The organism is Mycolicibacter longobardus (assembly GCF_002102265.1).
Lineage (GTDB): Bacteria > Actinomycetota > Actinomycetes > Mycobacteriales > Mycobacteriaceae > Mycobacterium > Mycobacterium longobardum.
In genome coordinates this window covers 16,419-32,327 of the sequence record NZ_LQPG01000008.1, presented here as the reverse complement: position 1 = coordinate 32,327, position 15,909 = coordinate 16,419, and the positions used below count along the sequence as shown (strand labels likewise).

Below are 15,909 nucleotides of genomic sequence, written 5' to 3'. Positions count from 1 at the left end.
ACTTTCAGAAAACAGTGAAGAGCTTTTGGGGTGAGGAGGATTCGTCGTGACTACGTCCCCAGGACTGCAAGATGCGGCCGAGCAGCTGGCCGTGGTGCTGACCAGCCACGGACTGCAGCGGATGACCGCGCGGGTGTTGGCGACGTTGTTGTTCACTGAGCAGCCCAGCCTCACGATGGCTGAACTGGGCCATGCCTTGGGCGCCAGCGCGGGTGCTATCTCGGGAGCCCTGAAGATGCTGACCTCGGTGGGGCTGGCCGAGCGGGTCGCCGCGCCGGGCAGCCGCCGCGACCACTACCGGCTGCGTGACAACGCCTGGGCGATCCTGTTCACCGGACAGAACCAGACGATTGCAGCGATGCAGGCCGCCGCCGACACCGGCATTGCCGCCACCGGCGATGACAGCCCGGCACGGCAGCGCCTAGTCCAGATGCGCAACTTCTACACGTTCCTGTTGGCCGAGATCCCCGTACTGCTGGACCGGTGGCACCATCAGGCCCAGGGGTCCGGCCCGCAGAGTACGCCCCCTGATTGACGTTGTCCCGCCGACCTCGGAGCGTTCTTGTGAAGCCACGTGCCGCCCAGACTGCGATCGGTCCCGCACTACAAACACCAGCTCGCGATAGCCCCGATGCCACCGATTCGATGCTCGGCGTCTAGCATGAATCGTCCCTATGGGTTTCGACACCTATTTCAGCCGGTCTCCGGCCCCCGGGGACGTGTCTAAAAAGTTCGAGCTCCTGGTAGACAGTGGTAGGCGCGAAGCCGTGGAAACGTGATCGCGTCGATTTGGGAACGCGTGGTCCGTTGTGTTCTGGGCAGTTTGCGACCATTCGGCCCGGAGTCCGGTTCAGGCGGTGTCGGCGGGGCTGTCGACGCTCAACGGACTGATTCCGGTCGTGGACAGCAGCGTTCGGTGCAGGAGCGCGCGGAATTGGTGCGGCCGCAGGCGACCGTTGCCCGGCAGGAAAGGGAAATCGCCTTTTTTGGAAGAGGTCTCGGCGCACTTTGCGGCCGCGGGATCGAAGGCGAGCCGCCTCGAGCTCGCCGCCGCGGACTGCGCCTGCCACGACGTACCCGCGACGGCCGAGCTACCCGGCGTGTCGAGCCCGGGCTACAACTGTCAGCGGGTCGCGGAAAGTGACTCACGTGAGGTGCCGCTGCCGAGGATGTTGGAGGGCCGTGGAATGCGTGTTGAGATTCTGAGCAGCTCAGACTGCCCAAATGCGGCAGCGGCCCATGAATTGCTGGTCGACTGTCTGGCCGTACTCGGGATCGATACGGCGATCGTTGAGCGCGTCGGCCCGTTTCCGTCACCGTCGGTGCTGATCGACGGGACCGATGTGATGTGTCCCGATCAGCCGCCGACAGGGGATTTCTGTCGGTTGGACCTGCCCACCCGCGAGTTGATATTTGCCGCGCTACGACGGGCGGTTGCGGCCGAAAGTTAGTGGCCGCATCGCATACACGATCACGGCAACGCCGACCAGGCAGACAGGGCGCCAATCACATCCCAGTGGCCGGGCCGCAACCCATCGAGGAGCACGGCCCCAGGCCGGCGAACCGGCAACGAAGACGCCGCCGTAGGCGGCCAGAATCCGGGCTCGTGAGCATCGGAGGGTGATTCAACTCCTGCCATTATATCAGCGTTGACTGTACTATTTGGTCCAGCCACCAGGCAGCGGGGAGGACGGCGAGGACATCGAGATCGCGCAGGTCATTCCACTTCCGGTGTTCGATGCACGCAAGGAGGCTGAATCGTGGCGGCTGTGAACACGTTTGCGCCGGTGAGCCAACTCGAGGACCGGCGCCAACCCACCACCACGCTGGAGGGTTGGCGCCGTTTCGTTGATGCAGACCCGCCCGAGTTCACCCTGCTGCCCGATGCGCAGTGGAGCGCCCTGTCGGAGACCGAGCGGACCAGCTACAACGAAGCCCGTGTAGCGCACCACAGTGAACTGGTTGTGGTCACCACGTCGGCGATCCAGCGCATCACCAACGAAGGCCGGCTGTTGACCCTGCTCAACCAACGCGAGATCGGCGCCCGGCGCGGGCTGATCATTTCCGGGGCGGCCGCGACCGGGAAGACCACCGCGGTCAAACAGCTCGGCCGGTTTCACGAACTGCGGATCCGGACACGATTCGCCGACAAGTCCCGGATCCCGGTCGTCTACGTGACCGCGCCGCCGAAAGGCTCGCCGCGCAAACTCGCGATGGAGTTCGCCCGATTTCTGGGCCTTCCGCCGATGCAACCGCGGATGAATGTCACCGACATCGCCGACGCCGTCTGCCAGGTCCTCATCGACGCCCGCACCGACATCGTGATCGTCGACGAGATCCACAACCTCAACCTCGATACCCGCGCCGGCGAGGAACTGTCCGATCACCTGAAGTACTTCACCGAACACCTACCTGCCACCTTCGTTTACGCGGGCATCGACGTGGAGCTCTCCGGGGTGTTCACTGGCACCCGCGGGCGCCAGTTGGCCGGGCGTTGCGGGGTGATCAACACCAGCCCGTTCCCGTATGCCGGGGAATGGAAGTCGTTGGTGGCCGCGATGGAAGGCACGCTGCGGTTGCACTGCCACAACGCCGGAACGCTGGTCGCCGAGGCCAAGTACCTGCATCAACGCACCGGCGGCATGATCGGAAGCCTGGCGCACCTGATCCGCTCGGCGGCGATCCGCAGCATGCTCGACGAAACCGAGAGCGGCACCCGAGATCTGATGGACACCGTGCTCATCGACTACGCGGCCCAAACATCGGCGCAACGCCATGCGAGCTGAGGCGTCGATCCGGCCGGTGTGGCCTATCGGGCCTACGGCGCCGTTACCGCGAACCGTCACACCGTTTCGCGCAGAAACCGTGCAGTCCTATCTTGATCGCCTCGCGCACGCTAACCACCTGGAACCCCGGCAGCTGCGGCGCTACCTGGCCGACGGCCCTGCGATCTGCCGTCCCCGGCCGGACTGGTTGGCAACCGTCAGCAGCCAGCCTGTGGCCTCCCTTCAAGCCCGGCTCATCGGGCTGGCCAACCGCGACCGCGACCCCACCCGCCAACGCCGCCACGCGCGGCCCGCCTGCCGGCTCTGCATGGCACGCCGCGGTGTCTACGAGCCTGTCTACTGCTGGTTACCCGACTACGCCACCGTCTGCCGCCGCCACCGCCGATGGATCGGCCCGGGCACCTACACCCTCGAAGATCAACGCGACCTGCACTGCACACCCCTCGTCCTGGCCGCCGCGCAGCACCATGCCCGATTGCATCGCCGTCACAACGGCACCGCACGGTTCGCAGTCAAGGATGCCGCGCGGATCCGCCGCTGGTGGGCACGCAGCACAAGCCCCTCGGAGTTGCCGCCCGACGACGTTGACACGCATATCGCCGCCTACCCCGACCTGATCGCCTTGGCCGCCATCCTGGCCGATGCTCGCGTCCGGATCTGGAACAGCGTGGCAGCAACACCCGCGCGAACTCGCGTAGTCGACGCGGTCTACGTCAGCATCGGACGCCGGTTTCCCCAGCGCCGTGACCACACCCGACCCATCGAGCAGTGGATCCACGATCAACAGCTCAGCGCCGTACGCCGCGCACACAACGCAAATCGCGCGGACCCCACGACCAGCCGATAAGCGTTCCAGGGACGGGCCAGCTGAGTGATGTCATGGCTGACGGCGGGCTTGCGAACCGGTACCACACAATTCAGCCCTTGCTGTTATATCAGCATCTACTGTACTGTTTGGTACATGCTGACGTGTGAGAGGCGGGAATCGGCGCTGGCCCGGCTGGGCCGGGCGCTGGCGGACCCGACACGGTGCCGGATTCTGGTGGCCCTACTAGACGGGGTGTGCTATCCGGGCCAGCTGGCTGCACACCTGGAGTTGACGCGGTCGAATGTGTCCAATCACCTGTCGTGTTTGCGGGGCTGTGGGCTGGTCATCGCCACCTATGAGGGTCGGCAGGTTCGCTATGCGCTGGCCGACAGCCACCTCGCCCGGGCCTTGGGCGAATTGGTCCAGGTTGTTCTCGCGGTGGATACCGACCAACCCTGTGCCGACGAGCACGTCATGTCGGCAGCAGCCGAGCTACCCGTTGGTCGATGACCGAGATTGCTCGGGTAACTCGACGATCGCAGTAGCTCAATCGCAGTGAGATGAACGAACAGAAGGGGTTAGCAGTGGCTTCACATGGACTCATGGCTAGAGCGGCCGGGACGGTATTCACCGGGCTGGTCGGGGTGAGCGCCTACGAAATACTGCGCAAGGCCGTGGGAACCGCTCCGGTGCACCGAGCCGCGGTCACCGCAACCGAGTGGGGTCTGCGCGGAACCCGACGCGCAGAAGTGGCAGCAGAGTCGGCCCGGCTGAAAGTCGCCGACGTGGTCGCCGAGGCCCGCGAACGCATCGGCGAGGATGCCGCTGCGCCGGTTGGCGCCAAGACCGACGATGACGACTGCTGCTGAGTGACGAGCCGTCGCCGGTTTCTCGGCGGCGGGGTAAGTCCACGGCCGATTGTGGCGAAAATCGGTTCGCCCGTATCCACGAGGAAGGTTGATCGTGCAGACTACTGGAGCGTCCACCGATACCGGGCCCGCACTGAGCGTAGTGTCCGCGGGCGCCGGACGGATACGTGTGCATGCGCCCTGGTTTCACTTCGACGCGATGCGAGCTGTCGCGATCGAGGACACGGTCGCCAAGGTGGCCGGTGTGGATACCGTCCACGCCTACCCCCGCACGGCGTCCGTGGTGGTCTGGTATTCGCCCGAGCGCTGCGACACCGCGGCCATCTTGTCGGCGATCGCCGACGCCGAGCACATCCCTGCGAAGTCGGTGCCCCCGCGGGCACCGCACTCGGTCGATGGGCGCAACCCCGGTCTGGTGCAGCGAATTCTCGACTGGAGCTCGCGGACGCGATCAGGTGGGCACGCTGACATGGTTTCCCAACGGTCAGGGGAAGGAAGCGGCGGCTGCTGTGACCACGACACCGGCCAGCCCGGGTCGCAGCGGCTGTGGGGCGTCGCCAAGCTGCGGCGAGCCGCGTTCTCCGGGGTGATGCTGGGCGCCTCACTGGTGACGGCGTGGCTGACTCCATTCGGGCCGGTGGCACTGGGATTGAAAGTCGTGGCGCTCGCGGTGGGTGCTTCGACGTTTGTGCCTTCAACCGCTAAGCGACTGGCCGAGGGCCGCCTCGGTGTCGGCACGTTGATGACCACCGCCGCGCTCGGCGCGGTCGGACTCGGTCAGGTCGGTGAGGCCGCCATGCTGGCGTTTTTGTTCTCGGTTAGCGAGGGCCTGGAGGAATACGCGGTGGCCCGCACCCGTCGCGGCCTGCGCGCCCTGCTGGCGCTGGTGCCGGACCAGGCCACCGTACTGCGCGACGGTGTCGAAACCGAGATCGCCACAACCGAACTGCGCGTCGGCGATCAGATGATTGTCAAAGCCGGGGAACGCCTGGCCACCGACGGCATTATTCGTGCCGGGCACACCGCCCTAGACATCTCGGCGATCACCGGCGAATCGGTGCCGGTAGAGGCCGGAATCGGTGATGAGGTGTTCGCCGGGTCGATCAACGGGTCCGGAGTGCTGCAGGTTCAGGTCACCGCCACCGTTGAGGACAACTCGCTGGCGCGAATCGTGCACATCGTGGAAGCCGAACAAGCCCGCAAAGGCGCCAGCCAACGCCTGGCCGACCGCATCGCGCGGCCGCTGGTGCCCGGCATCATCATGACCGGGGCGCTGATCGCCGGGGCCGGCAGCGTCTTCGGTAGCCCGGTGGTCTGGATCGAACGCGCACTGGTGGTGCTGGTCGCAGCCTCCCCATGCGCGCTCGCCATCGCGGTACCCGTCACCGTCGTAGCGAGCATCGGCGCCGCTTCCAAACTCGGCGTACTCATCAAGGGCGGCGCCGCGCTGGAGGCCCTGGGCGCCATCGGCACCGTCGCCCTGGACAAAACCGGAACGTTGACCGCCAACCGGCCGGTCGTCATCGACGTCGCCACCACCAGTGCCGCCACCCGCGAGGAGGTGCTGGCGGTGGCGGCCGCGCTCGAGGCCCGCAGTGAACACCCCCTGGCCGCGGCCGTGCTCGCCGCTGCCCAAGCGCCGGTGGCCGCCGCGAGTGACGTGCATGCCGTTCCTGGGGCTGGGCTGACCGGCCACCTCGAGGGGCAAGCCATCCGACTGGGACGGCCTGGCTGGATCGACCCCGCCAACCTTGCCGATCACGTGACGCACATGCAACAAGCCGGGGCCACAGCGGTTCTCGTCGAACGCGGTGGACAGCTGCTCGGTGCCATCGCCGTCCGCGACGAATTACGTCCAGAAGCCACCGGGGTCATCACCGGACTGCGCGACCGCGGCTACCAGGTCGCGATGCTCACCGGCGACAACCCTGCCACCGCTGCGGCGCTGGCCACCCAAGCTGGAATCCAGCACATTTATGCCGAACTGCGCCCCGAAGACAAGGCTGCCCTGATTGCACAACTGCGCGCCCAGCGGCCCACCGCGATGGTCGGCGACGGCGTCAACGATGCACCTGCCCTAGCCGCCGCCGACCTCGGAATCGCAATGGGTGCCATGGGAACCGACGTCGCGATCGAAACCGCCGACGTCGCCCTGATGGGCCAAGACCTGCGTCACCTGCCCCAAGCACTAGACCACGCCCGACGCTCCCGGCAGATCATGCTGCAAAACGTCGGGCTATCGCTGACAATCATCACAGTGCTGATGCCGCTGGCGGTGTTCGGAACCCTCGGCCTGGCTACCGTCGTGTTGGTCCACGAACTTGCCGAAGTGGTCGTCATCGCCAACGGTATGCGCGCCGGGCGCCTCAAACCCCTCTCGGGGCAACACAAGACACCCGACGGCCGCAGGGCGACTGAAGTTAGCGCCAGCATGCAAGTCGCCAAGACAAAGCGTGTTTAGCCCTGTTTAGCCCCGACTAACCGTCGACTAACCGCGCACATTCAGCCGCGAAGTGGATGCGTGTCACCGGTGGCTGGCGCGGGCGAACACCCCGCCGAGCACATCCAGGGTGGCGGGCACTAACCGGTAGTAGGCCCATTTGCCGCGCTGAGTGCGTTCCAGCAGGCCGGCCTCGACCAGGATTTTGAGGTGGTGCGATACGGTCGGCTGGGATAGCCCCACCGGGGTGGTCAGGTCGCACACACACGCCTGGGCGCCCTCATGGCCCGCAATCAGCGACACCAGCCGCAGCCGGGTCGGCTCGGCCAGCGCCTTAAGCACGCCAGCCAGTCGCTCGGCGGCCACCGCGTCCAGCACGCCGTCAATGATCGGGCTGCAGCACGCCGCAAGACTGCCCGAGTCATCGCGATCGGTTGGGGACGTGACCGTGGCGGGCATGGCCCTAGTATGACACACGCATTGACAGGTATCGATGCTTCGTGCACACTGCACCCATAGATAGCTGTCGATGAAAGGAGTGGGGTCGGATGACCACCGACCACAACGAACTGCGCGATCAGGTCCGGGCCAGCTACGGTGCGGCCGCCACCGCGATCGGCGGCGGCGCCACCAACAGCGAGGTGCTGACCGCGGCGAGCTGCTGCGGGTCCAGCGATTCGGCCGAAATCGGCACCATCTTCGGCGCCGGCCTCTACGACGCCGACGAGCACTCCGCTATTCCCGCCGACGCACTCGCAGCCAGCCTGGGCTGCGGCAACCCGACCGCGGTCGCCGACCTACACCCCGGTGAACGCGTGCTCGACCTCGGGTCTGGCGGCGGCATCGACGTGTTGTTGTCGGCCCGCCGGGTGGGTCCGAACGGGTTTGCCTACGGAGTCGACATGACCGATGAAATGCTGGCCCTCGCAGAGGAGAACAAAGCCAAGGCCGGCGCCGCCAACGTCGAGTTCCGCAAGGGCACCATCGAGGACATCCCGCTGCCCGACGCCGCCGTCGACGTGGTGATCTCCAACTGCGTGATCAACCTGTCCGCCGACAAACCCGCCGTGCTCGCCGAGATGTTCCGCGTCCTGGTCCCAGGAGGGCGGATCGGGATCTCCGACGTCGTCGCCGAAGACCACCTCAGCGCGGCCGAGCGCGCCGAACGCGGCTCCTACGTCGGCTGCATCGCCGGGGCACTGTCCCGCCAGGAGTATCTGGACGGACTGGCCGCGGCCGGATTCGTCGATGCCTCAGTGACGTTCACCCACCAGGTGGCCGAAGGAATGCACGGCGCGATCATCCGCGCCACCAAACCCGCCGCATCGTCTGACTGAGGCAGCCGCAGACAACGCGACCGCGCCCTCACACCCCAACCCACTTCACGTTGATAGTTGCCAGCGAAGCGGCTGACCGTTCGCGCATCGGGAGAGAAACCTATGAGTGACACCGCCGTATCGACTGCTGCACCCGCAGTGGCCGCCAAGCTCTCCACACTGGACCGGTTCTTGCCGCTGTGGATCGGGGTAGCGATGGCCGCCGGCCTGTTGTTGGGGCGGCTGGTGCCAGGCCTGGGAGCGGAACTCAGCGCTATCGAGGTTGACGGGGTTTCGTTGCCCATCGCCCTTGGGTTGTTGGTGATGATGTATCCGGTGCTGGCCAAGCTCCGCTACGACCAGCTCGGCGAGGTCACCTCCGACCGCAAACTGCTGGTGTCCTCGCTGGTGTTGAACTGGCTGATCGGTCCGGCGGTGATGTTCACCCTGGCCTGGCTGCTGCTGCCCGATCTGCCCGAATACCGAACCGGGTTGATCATCGTCGGGCTGGCCCGCTGCATCGCCATGGTCATCATCTGGAACGACCTGGCCTGCGGGGACCGCGAAGCCGCCGCGGTGCTGGTCGCGTTGAACTCGATCTTCCAAGTCCTCATGTTCGCCGCGCTGGGCTGGTTCTACCTCTCGGTGCTGCCCGGCTGGCTTCACCTGCCCCAGACCGGGATCGAGGTCTCGCCGTGGCAGATCGCCAAATCCGTGCTGATCTTCCTGGGCATCCCGCTGCTGGCCGGGTACCTGTCACGCCGCCTCGGTGAACGGGCCAAGGGCCGGCCCTGGTACGAGTCACAGTTTTTACCCCGTATCGGCCCGTGGGCACTGTATGGGCTGTTGTTCACCATCGTCATCCTGTTCGCCCTGCAGGGCCACCAAATCACCTCCCGGCCTTTCGATGTCGCCCGCATCGCGGTGCCACTGCTGGCCTACTTCGCCATCATGTGGGCCAGCGGCTACCTGCTCGGCGCCGTCCTGAAGGTCGGCTACCCGCGCACCACCACGTTGGCGTTCACCGCCGCCGGCAACAACTTCGAACTCGCGATCGCCGTGGCGATCGCCACCTACGGCGCTACCTCCGGGCAAGCCTTGGCCGGGGTCGTCGGCCCACTCATCGAAGTACCCGTGCTGGTCGGATTGGTCTACGTGTCCTTGGCGCTGCGCACCCGCTTGTTTCGACCACAACCCGAGCCAAGCGGTGCCCGCTGATGGTTGATAAACCCAGCGTCCTGTTCGTCTGCGTGCATAACGCCGGACGCTCCCAAATGGCGGCCGCACTGCTCACCCACCTGGCCGACGACCGCATCGAAGTCCGCTCCGCGGGCACCGAACCCACCGACCAGATCAACCCGGCCGCCGTGGCCGCAATGGCCGAACGGGGCATCGACATCACCGCCAACACGCCCACGGTGCTCACCGCCGACACCGTGCAGACCAGCGACGTCGTGATCACCATGGGCTGCGGCGACACCTGCCCCTACTACCCGGGCATCACCTACCGCGACTGGAAACTGCCAGACCCCGCCGGCCAACCCCTCGAGGTCGTCCGCTCCATCCGCGACGACATCGCCAACCGCGTCCACGCCCTGATCGCCGAACTTCTGCCCGCCGCCGGAAACGACTGATCGACCAGGTGACGACGCGACAAACCTGGCCAGCCAACCCATTACTGGGCCCGTGGCCAGGGCCTTGAGCCACGGTTGCTGCGTCGTGGTGATGACGAGTTTCATTAGACGAGGTGGCTGACAAATGCGGGATGCACCAGCAGCGCAACGCCAACAACTACGAGCGTCGCCGCTGTCCAGCGCCTGACCCGGTCGCCGAAGGGGGCCGTTCTCTCCAGCCAGATCACCACCGAAAGCGACAGCATCCACGCCAATTGCATGGTGCCGAGGGCGATCAGGAGTACGAACAGCATCCAGCAACTGCCTAGGCAAAACATGCCGTAGCGGCCGCCGGCAACAAGCGCCCGTGCCAGACCGTAGTCGGGGCGCTGGCCGGGCGGCAGAGACAACGGCATCGGCCAGCGGCAGTGCCGCAGGCAGGTCGCCTTCAGCGGTGTGAGCTGATACAGCCCGGCGGCGACGGCCACCGCGCCGGCCAGGCGGCCGGCCCACCCAGATCCGTGCGCCACCGGTCCAGTGAAGTGGCTCCACGCGACAAAGGCAGGGATGCCGGTGGCGCTCCACAGCGCCAAATATCCGGCGACGAAGATGAGCGCCGGAGCCGCGGCGGCGCGGGCGTAGGAGCGAACCACGGGCACGACCGCGGGAAGCATCATCGCCGCCATCATGGCCACCCACGCGATGAGGAACGCGGAGAACGACATCGGTGACTGGCCCCCCATGGACATTCCTGAGTCGCCGTCCATGGTCATTGTGTCGCCGCCCATGCCGCGGGCGCTGACCACCGACCACCACCAGCCCACCCCTGCCACACTCAGCAGGACTGCCGGCAACCACACATCGGTCCATGACCGCCCGGGCACGTCGCTGCCGTCTTGGTCAGGCCTTCTATCCGCCACCGGCGCCCGCTGTCTCGTCGCGGGGACGGCTGAGGTCGACGGGGACCTCGGCATCCAGGTCGCTTTCCAAAATCCAGCACACCGTGGACTGGTCGTGTTCGGTGGGCGCGGCGTGCGCCGCGTAGTCGAGAAGGGTCTGCAAGTGGCCTTCGAGGGCGACAAGTTCGGCGATCTGCGCGCGGACTTGGTCGAGACGGGTACTAAGGACTTGTCGCACGTGCCCGCACGGCACCTCGCCCCGGTCGTGGATCGCCAGGATCTGGCGCACCTTCTGCAAGGTCAGCCCCGCCGCTTGGCCTCGATGGATGAACCGCAGCCGGTCCACGAACTCGGGCCCATAGTCGCGATACCCCGACGCCGTGCGCGCCGGAGGCGGCAGCAACCCCGAGTCTTCGTAGAAGCGAATGGTTTTCGCGCTGGTGTTACTGAGTTTCGCAAGCTCGCCGATCTGCATGTCACCCATCCTTGACCTTCCAGTGCACTGGAAGGTCAAGGATGGGTTCGTCACCGCTTGACGGGGCAACGATGAGGAAGGGAGTGTTCGCGATGGTGCGGCAGGGAGTATTGGGAAAGGCGGCGCCGCCGGTGAGCCACGCGGTGGCGTTTGCGGCCTATGCGGCGCTGCACACGGCATTGGCGAAGGCTCCGTGGCGCAAGGCAACGGTCAAGGCTACCGCCTGGGGTCTGCGCGTTGCGCGAACGACCGAGCGCAAGACCAGGGAGACCGCCGAGCGGGCTCGCTTGACGGTGGCCGACGTGCTGGCCGAGGCGGTCGAAAGCCTCGGGGAGGAAGTCCCACCGCCAGCGGCGGCCGACGCGACCCGGATGACAACCAGTGAGCCTGATGATGCTGACCGCTGAAGCTACTCCGGATGCCGGTGCCACGCCGGTCGTGGTATCCGCCGCGGCGGGCCGCATGCATGTGCGCGCCACCGGGGTTGAGTTCGATGAGGCCCGTGCCGCTGCGATCGAGGACACGGTCGCCACGGTGAGCGGTGTGCGCGCCGTGCAGGCCTATCCGCGCACGGGATCGGTGGTGGTCTGGTATTCGCCCAGCCGGTGCGACACCGCGGCCATCGTGTCGGCGATCGCCGATGCCGAGCACATTCCCGCGGCGTCAGTGCCCGCGCGTGTCCCGCACTCGGCCGATGTCGGCAGCGGCGGCATTGTGGGCAAGGTCGTCGGGGGGATCGCGCGAACGCTGCTGGGGCCGCGCGGTGACGAGCTCGACCGGCCGCCGGAGATCGAGCGGCTGCGGCAGGCGCTCGATCGTATCGGCTATCACCTCGAGCCGGCCGCCGCGACCCCGCCGTCGCCGCGCGAGGAGGCCAGACGCGGGATTCGGGCCTGGTGGCGGCGGGTGTGGCTGGCCTGGCCGTTGGGGCTGGTGTCGATGTCGGCACCGATGCTGTTCGGCGCTTACCCGTGGGCGGGCTGGCTGGCGTTCGCCGCGACGGTGCCGGTGCAATTCATTGCGGGGTGGCCGTTCCTTAAGGGGGCGGTGCAGCGGGCGCGGGCGTGGACCGCGAACATGGACACGCTGATCGCGCTGGGCACACTGACCGCGTTTGGCTACTCCACCTACGAGCTGCTCGCCGGTGGCCCGCTGTTCTTCGACACCGCGGCGCTGATCATCGCGTTCGTCGTGCTGGGCCGCTATTTCGAGGCCAGGGCCCACGGCAAGACGCGGGAGGCGATCAGCAAGCTGCTGGAGATGGGCGCTAAGGAAGCCCGGCTGCTCGTCGACGGACAAGAAATTCTCGTCCCTGTGGATCAGGTGCAAGTCGGAGACCTGCTGCGGGTGCGGCCCGGCGAGAAGATCCCGGTCGACGGCGAGGTCACCGACGGGCGCGCCGCCGTCGATGAGTCGATGCTGACCGGCGAGTCCGTCCCGGTCGAGAAATCGGTGGGTGACCGTGTTGCCGGGGCGACGGTCAACACCGACGGGCTGCTGACCGTACGGGCCACCGCCGTCGGCGCCGACACCGCGCTGGCGCAGATCGTCCGCCTCGTTGAGCAGGCCCAGGGCGGTAAGGCCCCGGTCCAGCGGCTGGCCGACCGGGTCTCGGCGGTGTTCGTGCCGGCCGTCATCGGTGTTGCCGTCGCGACGTTTGCCGGGTGGACGCTGATCGCCGCCAACCCGGTCGCCGGCATGACCGCCGCGGTGGCGGTGCTGATCATCGCCTGCCCCTGCGCGCTGGGCCTGGCCACCCCCACCGCGATCATGGTCGGCACCGGCCGCGGCGCGGACCTGGGGATCCTGGTCAAGGGCGGCGAGGTGCTGGAAGCCTCCAAGAAGATCGACACCGTGGTGTTCGACAAGACCGGCACCCTCACCCGCGCCCAGATGCGGCTCACCGATGTTGTCGCCGGCCAGCGACACCAGCGTGATCAGGTGCTGCGGATCGCCGCAGCGGTCGAATCCGGCTCCGAACACCCCATCGGCGCGGCGATCGCCGCCGGCGCGCGCGAACGGGGACTGGAGGTTCCGGCCGCCACCGCGTTCGCCAGCCTCGCCGGGCTCGGGGTGCGCGCCGAAATCGACGGCCGACCCGTGCTGATCGGGCGGCGCACGCTCGTCGACGAGCACGATCTGCTGCTGCCTGAGCACCTTGCCGCGGCAGCTGCGGAGCTCGAAGAGCAGGGCCGCACCGCGGTATTCGTCGGCCAAGACGGGGAAGTTGTGGGTGTGCTCGCCGTCGCCGACACGATCAAGGACGACGCCGCCGACGCGATCCGTCGACTGCACGCCATGGGGCTGCAGGTCGCCATGATCACCGGCGACAACGCCCGCACCGCGGCCGCGATCGCCCAACAGGTCGGCATCGACCAGGTTCTGGCCGAGGTATTACCGCAGGACAAGGTGACCGAGGTCCGGCGACTCCAGGACGAGGGCCGGGTAGTCGCCATGATCGGCGACGGCGTCAACGACGCCCCCGCCCTGGTACAGGCCGACCTGGGCATTGCGATCGGCACCGGCACCGACGTGGCCATCGAAGCCTCCGACATCACCCTGATGGCCGACCGGCTCGACGGTGCGGTGCTCGCGCTCCAGCTCTCGCGGCGCACGCTGCGCACGATCCACCAGAACCTTGGCTGGGCCTTCGGCTACAACACCGCCGCCATCCCCCTTGCCGCGCTCGGCCTGCTGAACCCGATCATCGCGGGTGCCGCGATGGGGTTCTCCTCGGTCAGCGTGGTGACCAACTCGCTGCGGCTACGCCGCTTCGGTCGACAGTTACCCCGGCAACGGCCGCTCAGGTAGTTGACATCACAGCTTGAGGGCGTTACGGAGGATGCGGAAATGCCACCACGGCGGCGCTCGTTTACCCCCGAGTATCGGGCTAAGGCCGCGCACATGGTGATCGATGGGCACCGACGGGTTGCCGAGGTCGCCCGTGAGTTAGACCTGCACAAGGATCTGCTGTACACGTGGGTGCGTGACGAGCGGTGGCGGATGGCCAAGGTCCGCAGCACCGACACCCAGTGGACGGACCCCACTGCAGGACAACCGCTTTCGGTGCAGGAGCGCGCAGAATTGGTGCGGCTACGAGCGACCGTCGCCCAACAGGCCAAAGAAATCGCCTTTCTGGAAGAGGCCTCGGCGCACTTCGCTGCCGCAGCATCGAAGGTGAGCCGCTTCCACGAACTCATGCCAGCGGAGTGCGTCTGTCGGGACGTGAACCGGATAGCTGAACTGTTGGACGTGTCGACTTCCAAACCGCCACCAAAACGAGCACGTTTCACCACCGATAGCATGGCAAACTCAGTCCATCGGGATTGTCATTTGACCTGAGGCACCGCAGGTCAAACGGCCACGAGTGCCTCAGATCAAATGACAACGGACACCAGCCAGCGGCTGGCCGATCGCATCGCACGACCGCTGGTGCCAACCATCATGATCGCCGGGGCGCTGATCGCCGGGGTTGGCAGCGTCTTCGGTAGCCCGCTGGTCTGGATCGAACGCGCTCTGGTGGTTTTGGTCGCAGCGTCCCCGTGCGCGCTGGCCATCGCAGTGCCGGTGTCCGTGGTGGCGGCCATCGGCGCCGCCTCCAAACTCGGTGTACTGATCAAGGGCGGCGCCGCGCTGGAGGCGCTGGGCACCATCGGCGCGATCGCCCTAGACAAGACCGGAACGTTGACGGCCAACCGGCCCACCGTCATCGACGTCGCCACCAGCAACGGCGCCACCCGCGAGGAGGTCCTGGCGGTGGCGGCCGCGCTGGAGGCCCGCAGTGAACACCCCCTGGCCGCGGCCATCCTCGCCGCCACCCCAGCGCCGACCGCCGCCGCCAGTGACGTGCAAGCCATCCCCGGGGCCGGGCTGACCGGCCGCCTCGACGGGCATGCCGTCCGTCTGGGTCGGCCCGGCTGGCTCGACCCCGTCGACCTCGCCGATCAGGTGGCGCGCATGCAACAAGCCGGGGCCACCGCGGTTCTCGTCGAACGCGACAATGTGCTGCTCGGCGCCATCGCCGTACGCGACGAACTACGCCCAGAAGCCGCCGAGGTCATCGCCGCGTTACGCGCCGGCGGTTATCAGGTGACGATGCTCACCGGCGACAACCACGCCACCGCGGCCGCCCTGGCCACCCAGGCCGGGATCGAGCACGTCTATGCCGAACTGCGCCCGGAGGACAAGGCCCACCGGGTCGCGCAGCTGCGTGCCCGCCGGCCCACCGCGATGGTCGGCGACGGCGTCAACGACGCACCGGCCCTGGCCGCCGCCGACCTGGGCATCGCGATGGGCGCCATGGGAACCGACGTCGCCATCGAAACCGCCGACGTCGCCCCGATGGGCCAAGACCTGCGCCACCTGCCCCAAGCACTCCACCACGCCCACGGCTCCCGGCAGATCATGCTGCAAAATGTCGGACTATCCCTGGGTATCATCGCCGTGCTGATGCCGCTGGCGCTGTTCGGAACGCTCGGGCTGGCCGCGGTCGTGCTTGTGCACGAGCTCACCGAGGTCGTCGTCATCGCCAACGGCGTGCGCGCCGGACGCATCAAATCACTTACCGGGCCAACCCAAGACACCCGACCGCCTCACGGTGACGGTGGGACGACTATTGCCGCGACAGGCCGGCCAGCGCGACAACCGACATAATCCGCGGTTCCCCACGGTCACCGACCAAGATCTGCCCACCGCAACCGCAG

The 15,909-nt window shown here is 67.2% G+C and carries 15 protein-coding genes and 2 pseudogenes; 13 read left to right on the top strand and 4 right to left on the bottom strand.

Features of this window, described 5'->3' with window-relative positions:
* Positions 1-64: 64 nt before the first annotated feature.
* Entirely contained in the window at positions 65-535 is a 471-nt protein-coding gene (locus AWC16_RS02885) for a GbsR/MarR family transcriptional regulator (RefSeq protein WP_085263411.1), read from the top strand.
* Between the two features lie 322 nt (positions 536-857).
* Positions 858-1,451, top strand: coding sequence for a hypothetical protein (locus AWC16_RS25710; protein ID WP_306341111.1), 594 nt, complete (start codon positions 858-860; stop codon positions 1,449-1,451).
* Here AWC16_RS25710 and AWC16_RS02875 read toward each other — a convergent pair.
* A complete protein-coding gene (locus AWC16_RS02875; RefSeq protein WP_350223014.1) occupies positions 1,422-1,598 on the bottom strand; it encodes a YnfA family protein in 177 nt (58 codons plus the stop codon). The two genes, AWC16_RS25710 and AWC16_RS02875, sit on opposite strands and share 30 nt — an antisense overlap.
* A gap of 162 nt (positions 1,599-1,760) precedes the next feature.
* Between AWC16_RS02875 and AWC16_RS02870 the strand changes: the two genes are divergently transcribed.
* From AWC16_RS02870 to AWC16_RS02850, 5 genes are all read left to right on the top strand, one after another.
* The gene (locus AWC16_RS02870; protein ID WP_046285499.1) at positions 1,761-2,786 is read left to right on the top strand and encodes a TniB family NTP-binding protein; all 1,026 of its coding nucleotides are present in this window, start codon (positions 1,761-1,763) and stop codon (positions 2,784-2,786) included.
* Positions 2,787-2,865: 79 nt separating this feature from the next.
* On the top strand, positions 2,866-3,633 hold the full coding sequence (locus tag AWC16_RS02865; RefSeq protein WP_164517904.1) for a TniQ family protein: 768 nt from the start codon (positions 2,866-2,868) through the stop codon (positions 3,631-3,633).
* A gap of 114 nt (positions 3,634-3,747) precedes the next feature.
* On the top strand, positions 3,748-4,104 hold the full coding sequence (gene cmtR / locus AWC16_RS02860; RefSeq protein ID WP_046285501.1) for a Cd(II)/Pb(II)-sensing metalloregulatory transcriptional regulator CmtR: 357 nt from the start codon (positions 3,748-3,750) through the stop codon (positions 4,102-4,104).
* A gap of 50 nt (positions 4,105-4,154) precedes the next feature.
* A complete protein-coding gene (locus AWC16_RS02855; RefSeq protein ID WP_276062076.1) occupies positions 4,155-4,463 on the top strand; it encodes a DUF1490 family protein in 309 nt (102 codons plus the stop codon).
* Positions 4,464-4,554: 91 nt separating this feature from the next.
* Positions 4,555-6,924: a heavy metal translocating P-type ATPase gene (locus AWC16_RS02850; RefSeq protein ID WP_046285513.1), complete on the top strand. Its 2,370-nt coding sequence runs from the start codon at positions 4,555-4,557 to the stop codon at positions 6,922-6,924.
* 63 nt (positions 6,925-6,987) lie between these two features.
* On the opposite strand, the gene AWC16_RS02845 is transcribed toward AWC16_RS02850, so the two are convergent.
* A complete protein-coding gene (locus AWC16_RS02845) occupies positions 6,988-7,362 on the bottom strand; it encodes an ArsR/SmtB family transcription factor (RefSeq protein ID WP_046285502.1) in 375 nt (124 codons plus the stop codon).
* Between the two features lie 89 nt (positions 7,363-7,451).
* Between AWC16_RS02845 and arsM the strand changes: the two genes are divergently transcribed.
* Both arsM and arsB read left to right on the top strand, forming a co-directional pair.
* Positions 7,452-8,240, top strand: a complete 789-nt coding sequence (arsM, locus tag AWC16_RS02840) for an arsenite methyltransferase (protein WP_046285503.1) — start codon at positions 7,452-7,454, stop codon at positions 8,238-8,240.
* Positions 8,241-8,342: 102 nt separating this feature from the next.
* A pseudogene (arsB, locus tag AWC16_RS02835) lies at positions 8,343-9,853 on the top strand (ACR3 family arsenite efflux transporter).
* Between the two features lie 104 nt (positions 9,854-9,957).
* On the opposite strand, the gene AWC16_RS02825 reads toward arsB, so the two are convergent.
* Both AWC16_RS02825 and AWC16_RS02820 read right to left on the bottom strand, forming a co-directional pair.
* Entirely contained in the window at positions 9,958-10,656 is a 699-nt protein-coding gene (locus AWC16_RS02825) for a DUF2182 domain-containing protein (RefSeq protein WP_224864600.1), read from the bottom strand.
* Positions 10,657-10,741: 85 nt separating this feature from the next.
* A complete protein-coding gene (locus AWC16_RS02820) occupies positions 10,742-11,206 on the bottom strand; it encodes a heavy metal-responsive transcriptional regulator (protein WP_046285514.1) in 465 nt (154 codons plus the stop codon).
* A gap of 71 nt (positions 11,207-11,277) precedes the next feature.
* Here AWC16_RS02820 and AWC16_RS02815 point away from each other — a divergent pair, with 71 nt between their 5' ends.
* From AWC16_RS02815 to AWC16_RS02800, 4 genes and pseudogenes are all read left to right on the top strand, one after another.
* Positions 11,278-11,613, top strand: coding sequence for a DUF1490 family protein (locus tag AWC16_RS02815; RefSeq protein WP_414826532.1), 336 nt, complete (start codon positions 11,278-11,280; stop codon positions 11,611-11,613).
* Positions 11,614-11,668: 55 nt separating this feature from the next.
* Positions 11,669-14,017 carry a heavy metal translocating P-type ATPase gene (locus AWC16_RS02810; RefSeq protein ID WP_125078595.1) on the top strand — a complete coding sequence of 783 codons (2,349 nt, stop codon included), beginning with the start codon at positions 11,669-11,671 and terminating at the stop codon, positions 14,015-14,017.
* 39 nt (positions 14,018-14,056) lie between these two features.
* Positions 14,057-14,548, top strand: coding sequence for a transposase (locus AWC16_RS23350; RefSeq protein ID WP_133055903.1), 492 nt, complete (start codon positions 14,057-14,059; stop codon positions 14,546-14,548).
* 51 nt (positions 14,549-14,599) lie between these two features.
* Positions 14,600-15,797: pseudogene (locus tag AWC16_RS02800) on the top strand (heavy metal translocating P-type ATPase); the annotation flags it as partial.
* Positions 15,798-15,909 lie beyond the last annotated feature (112 nt).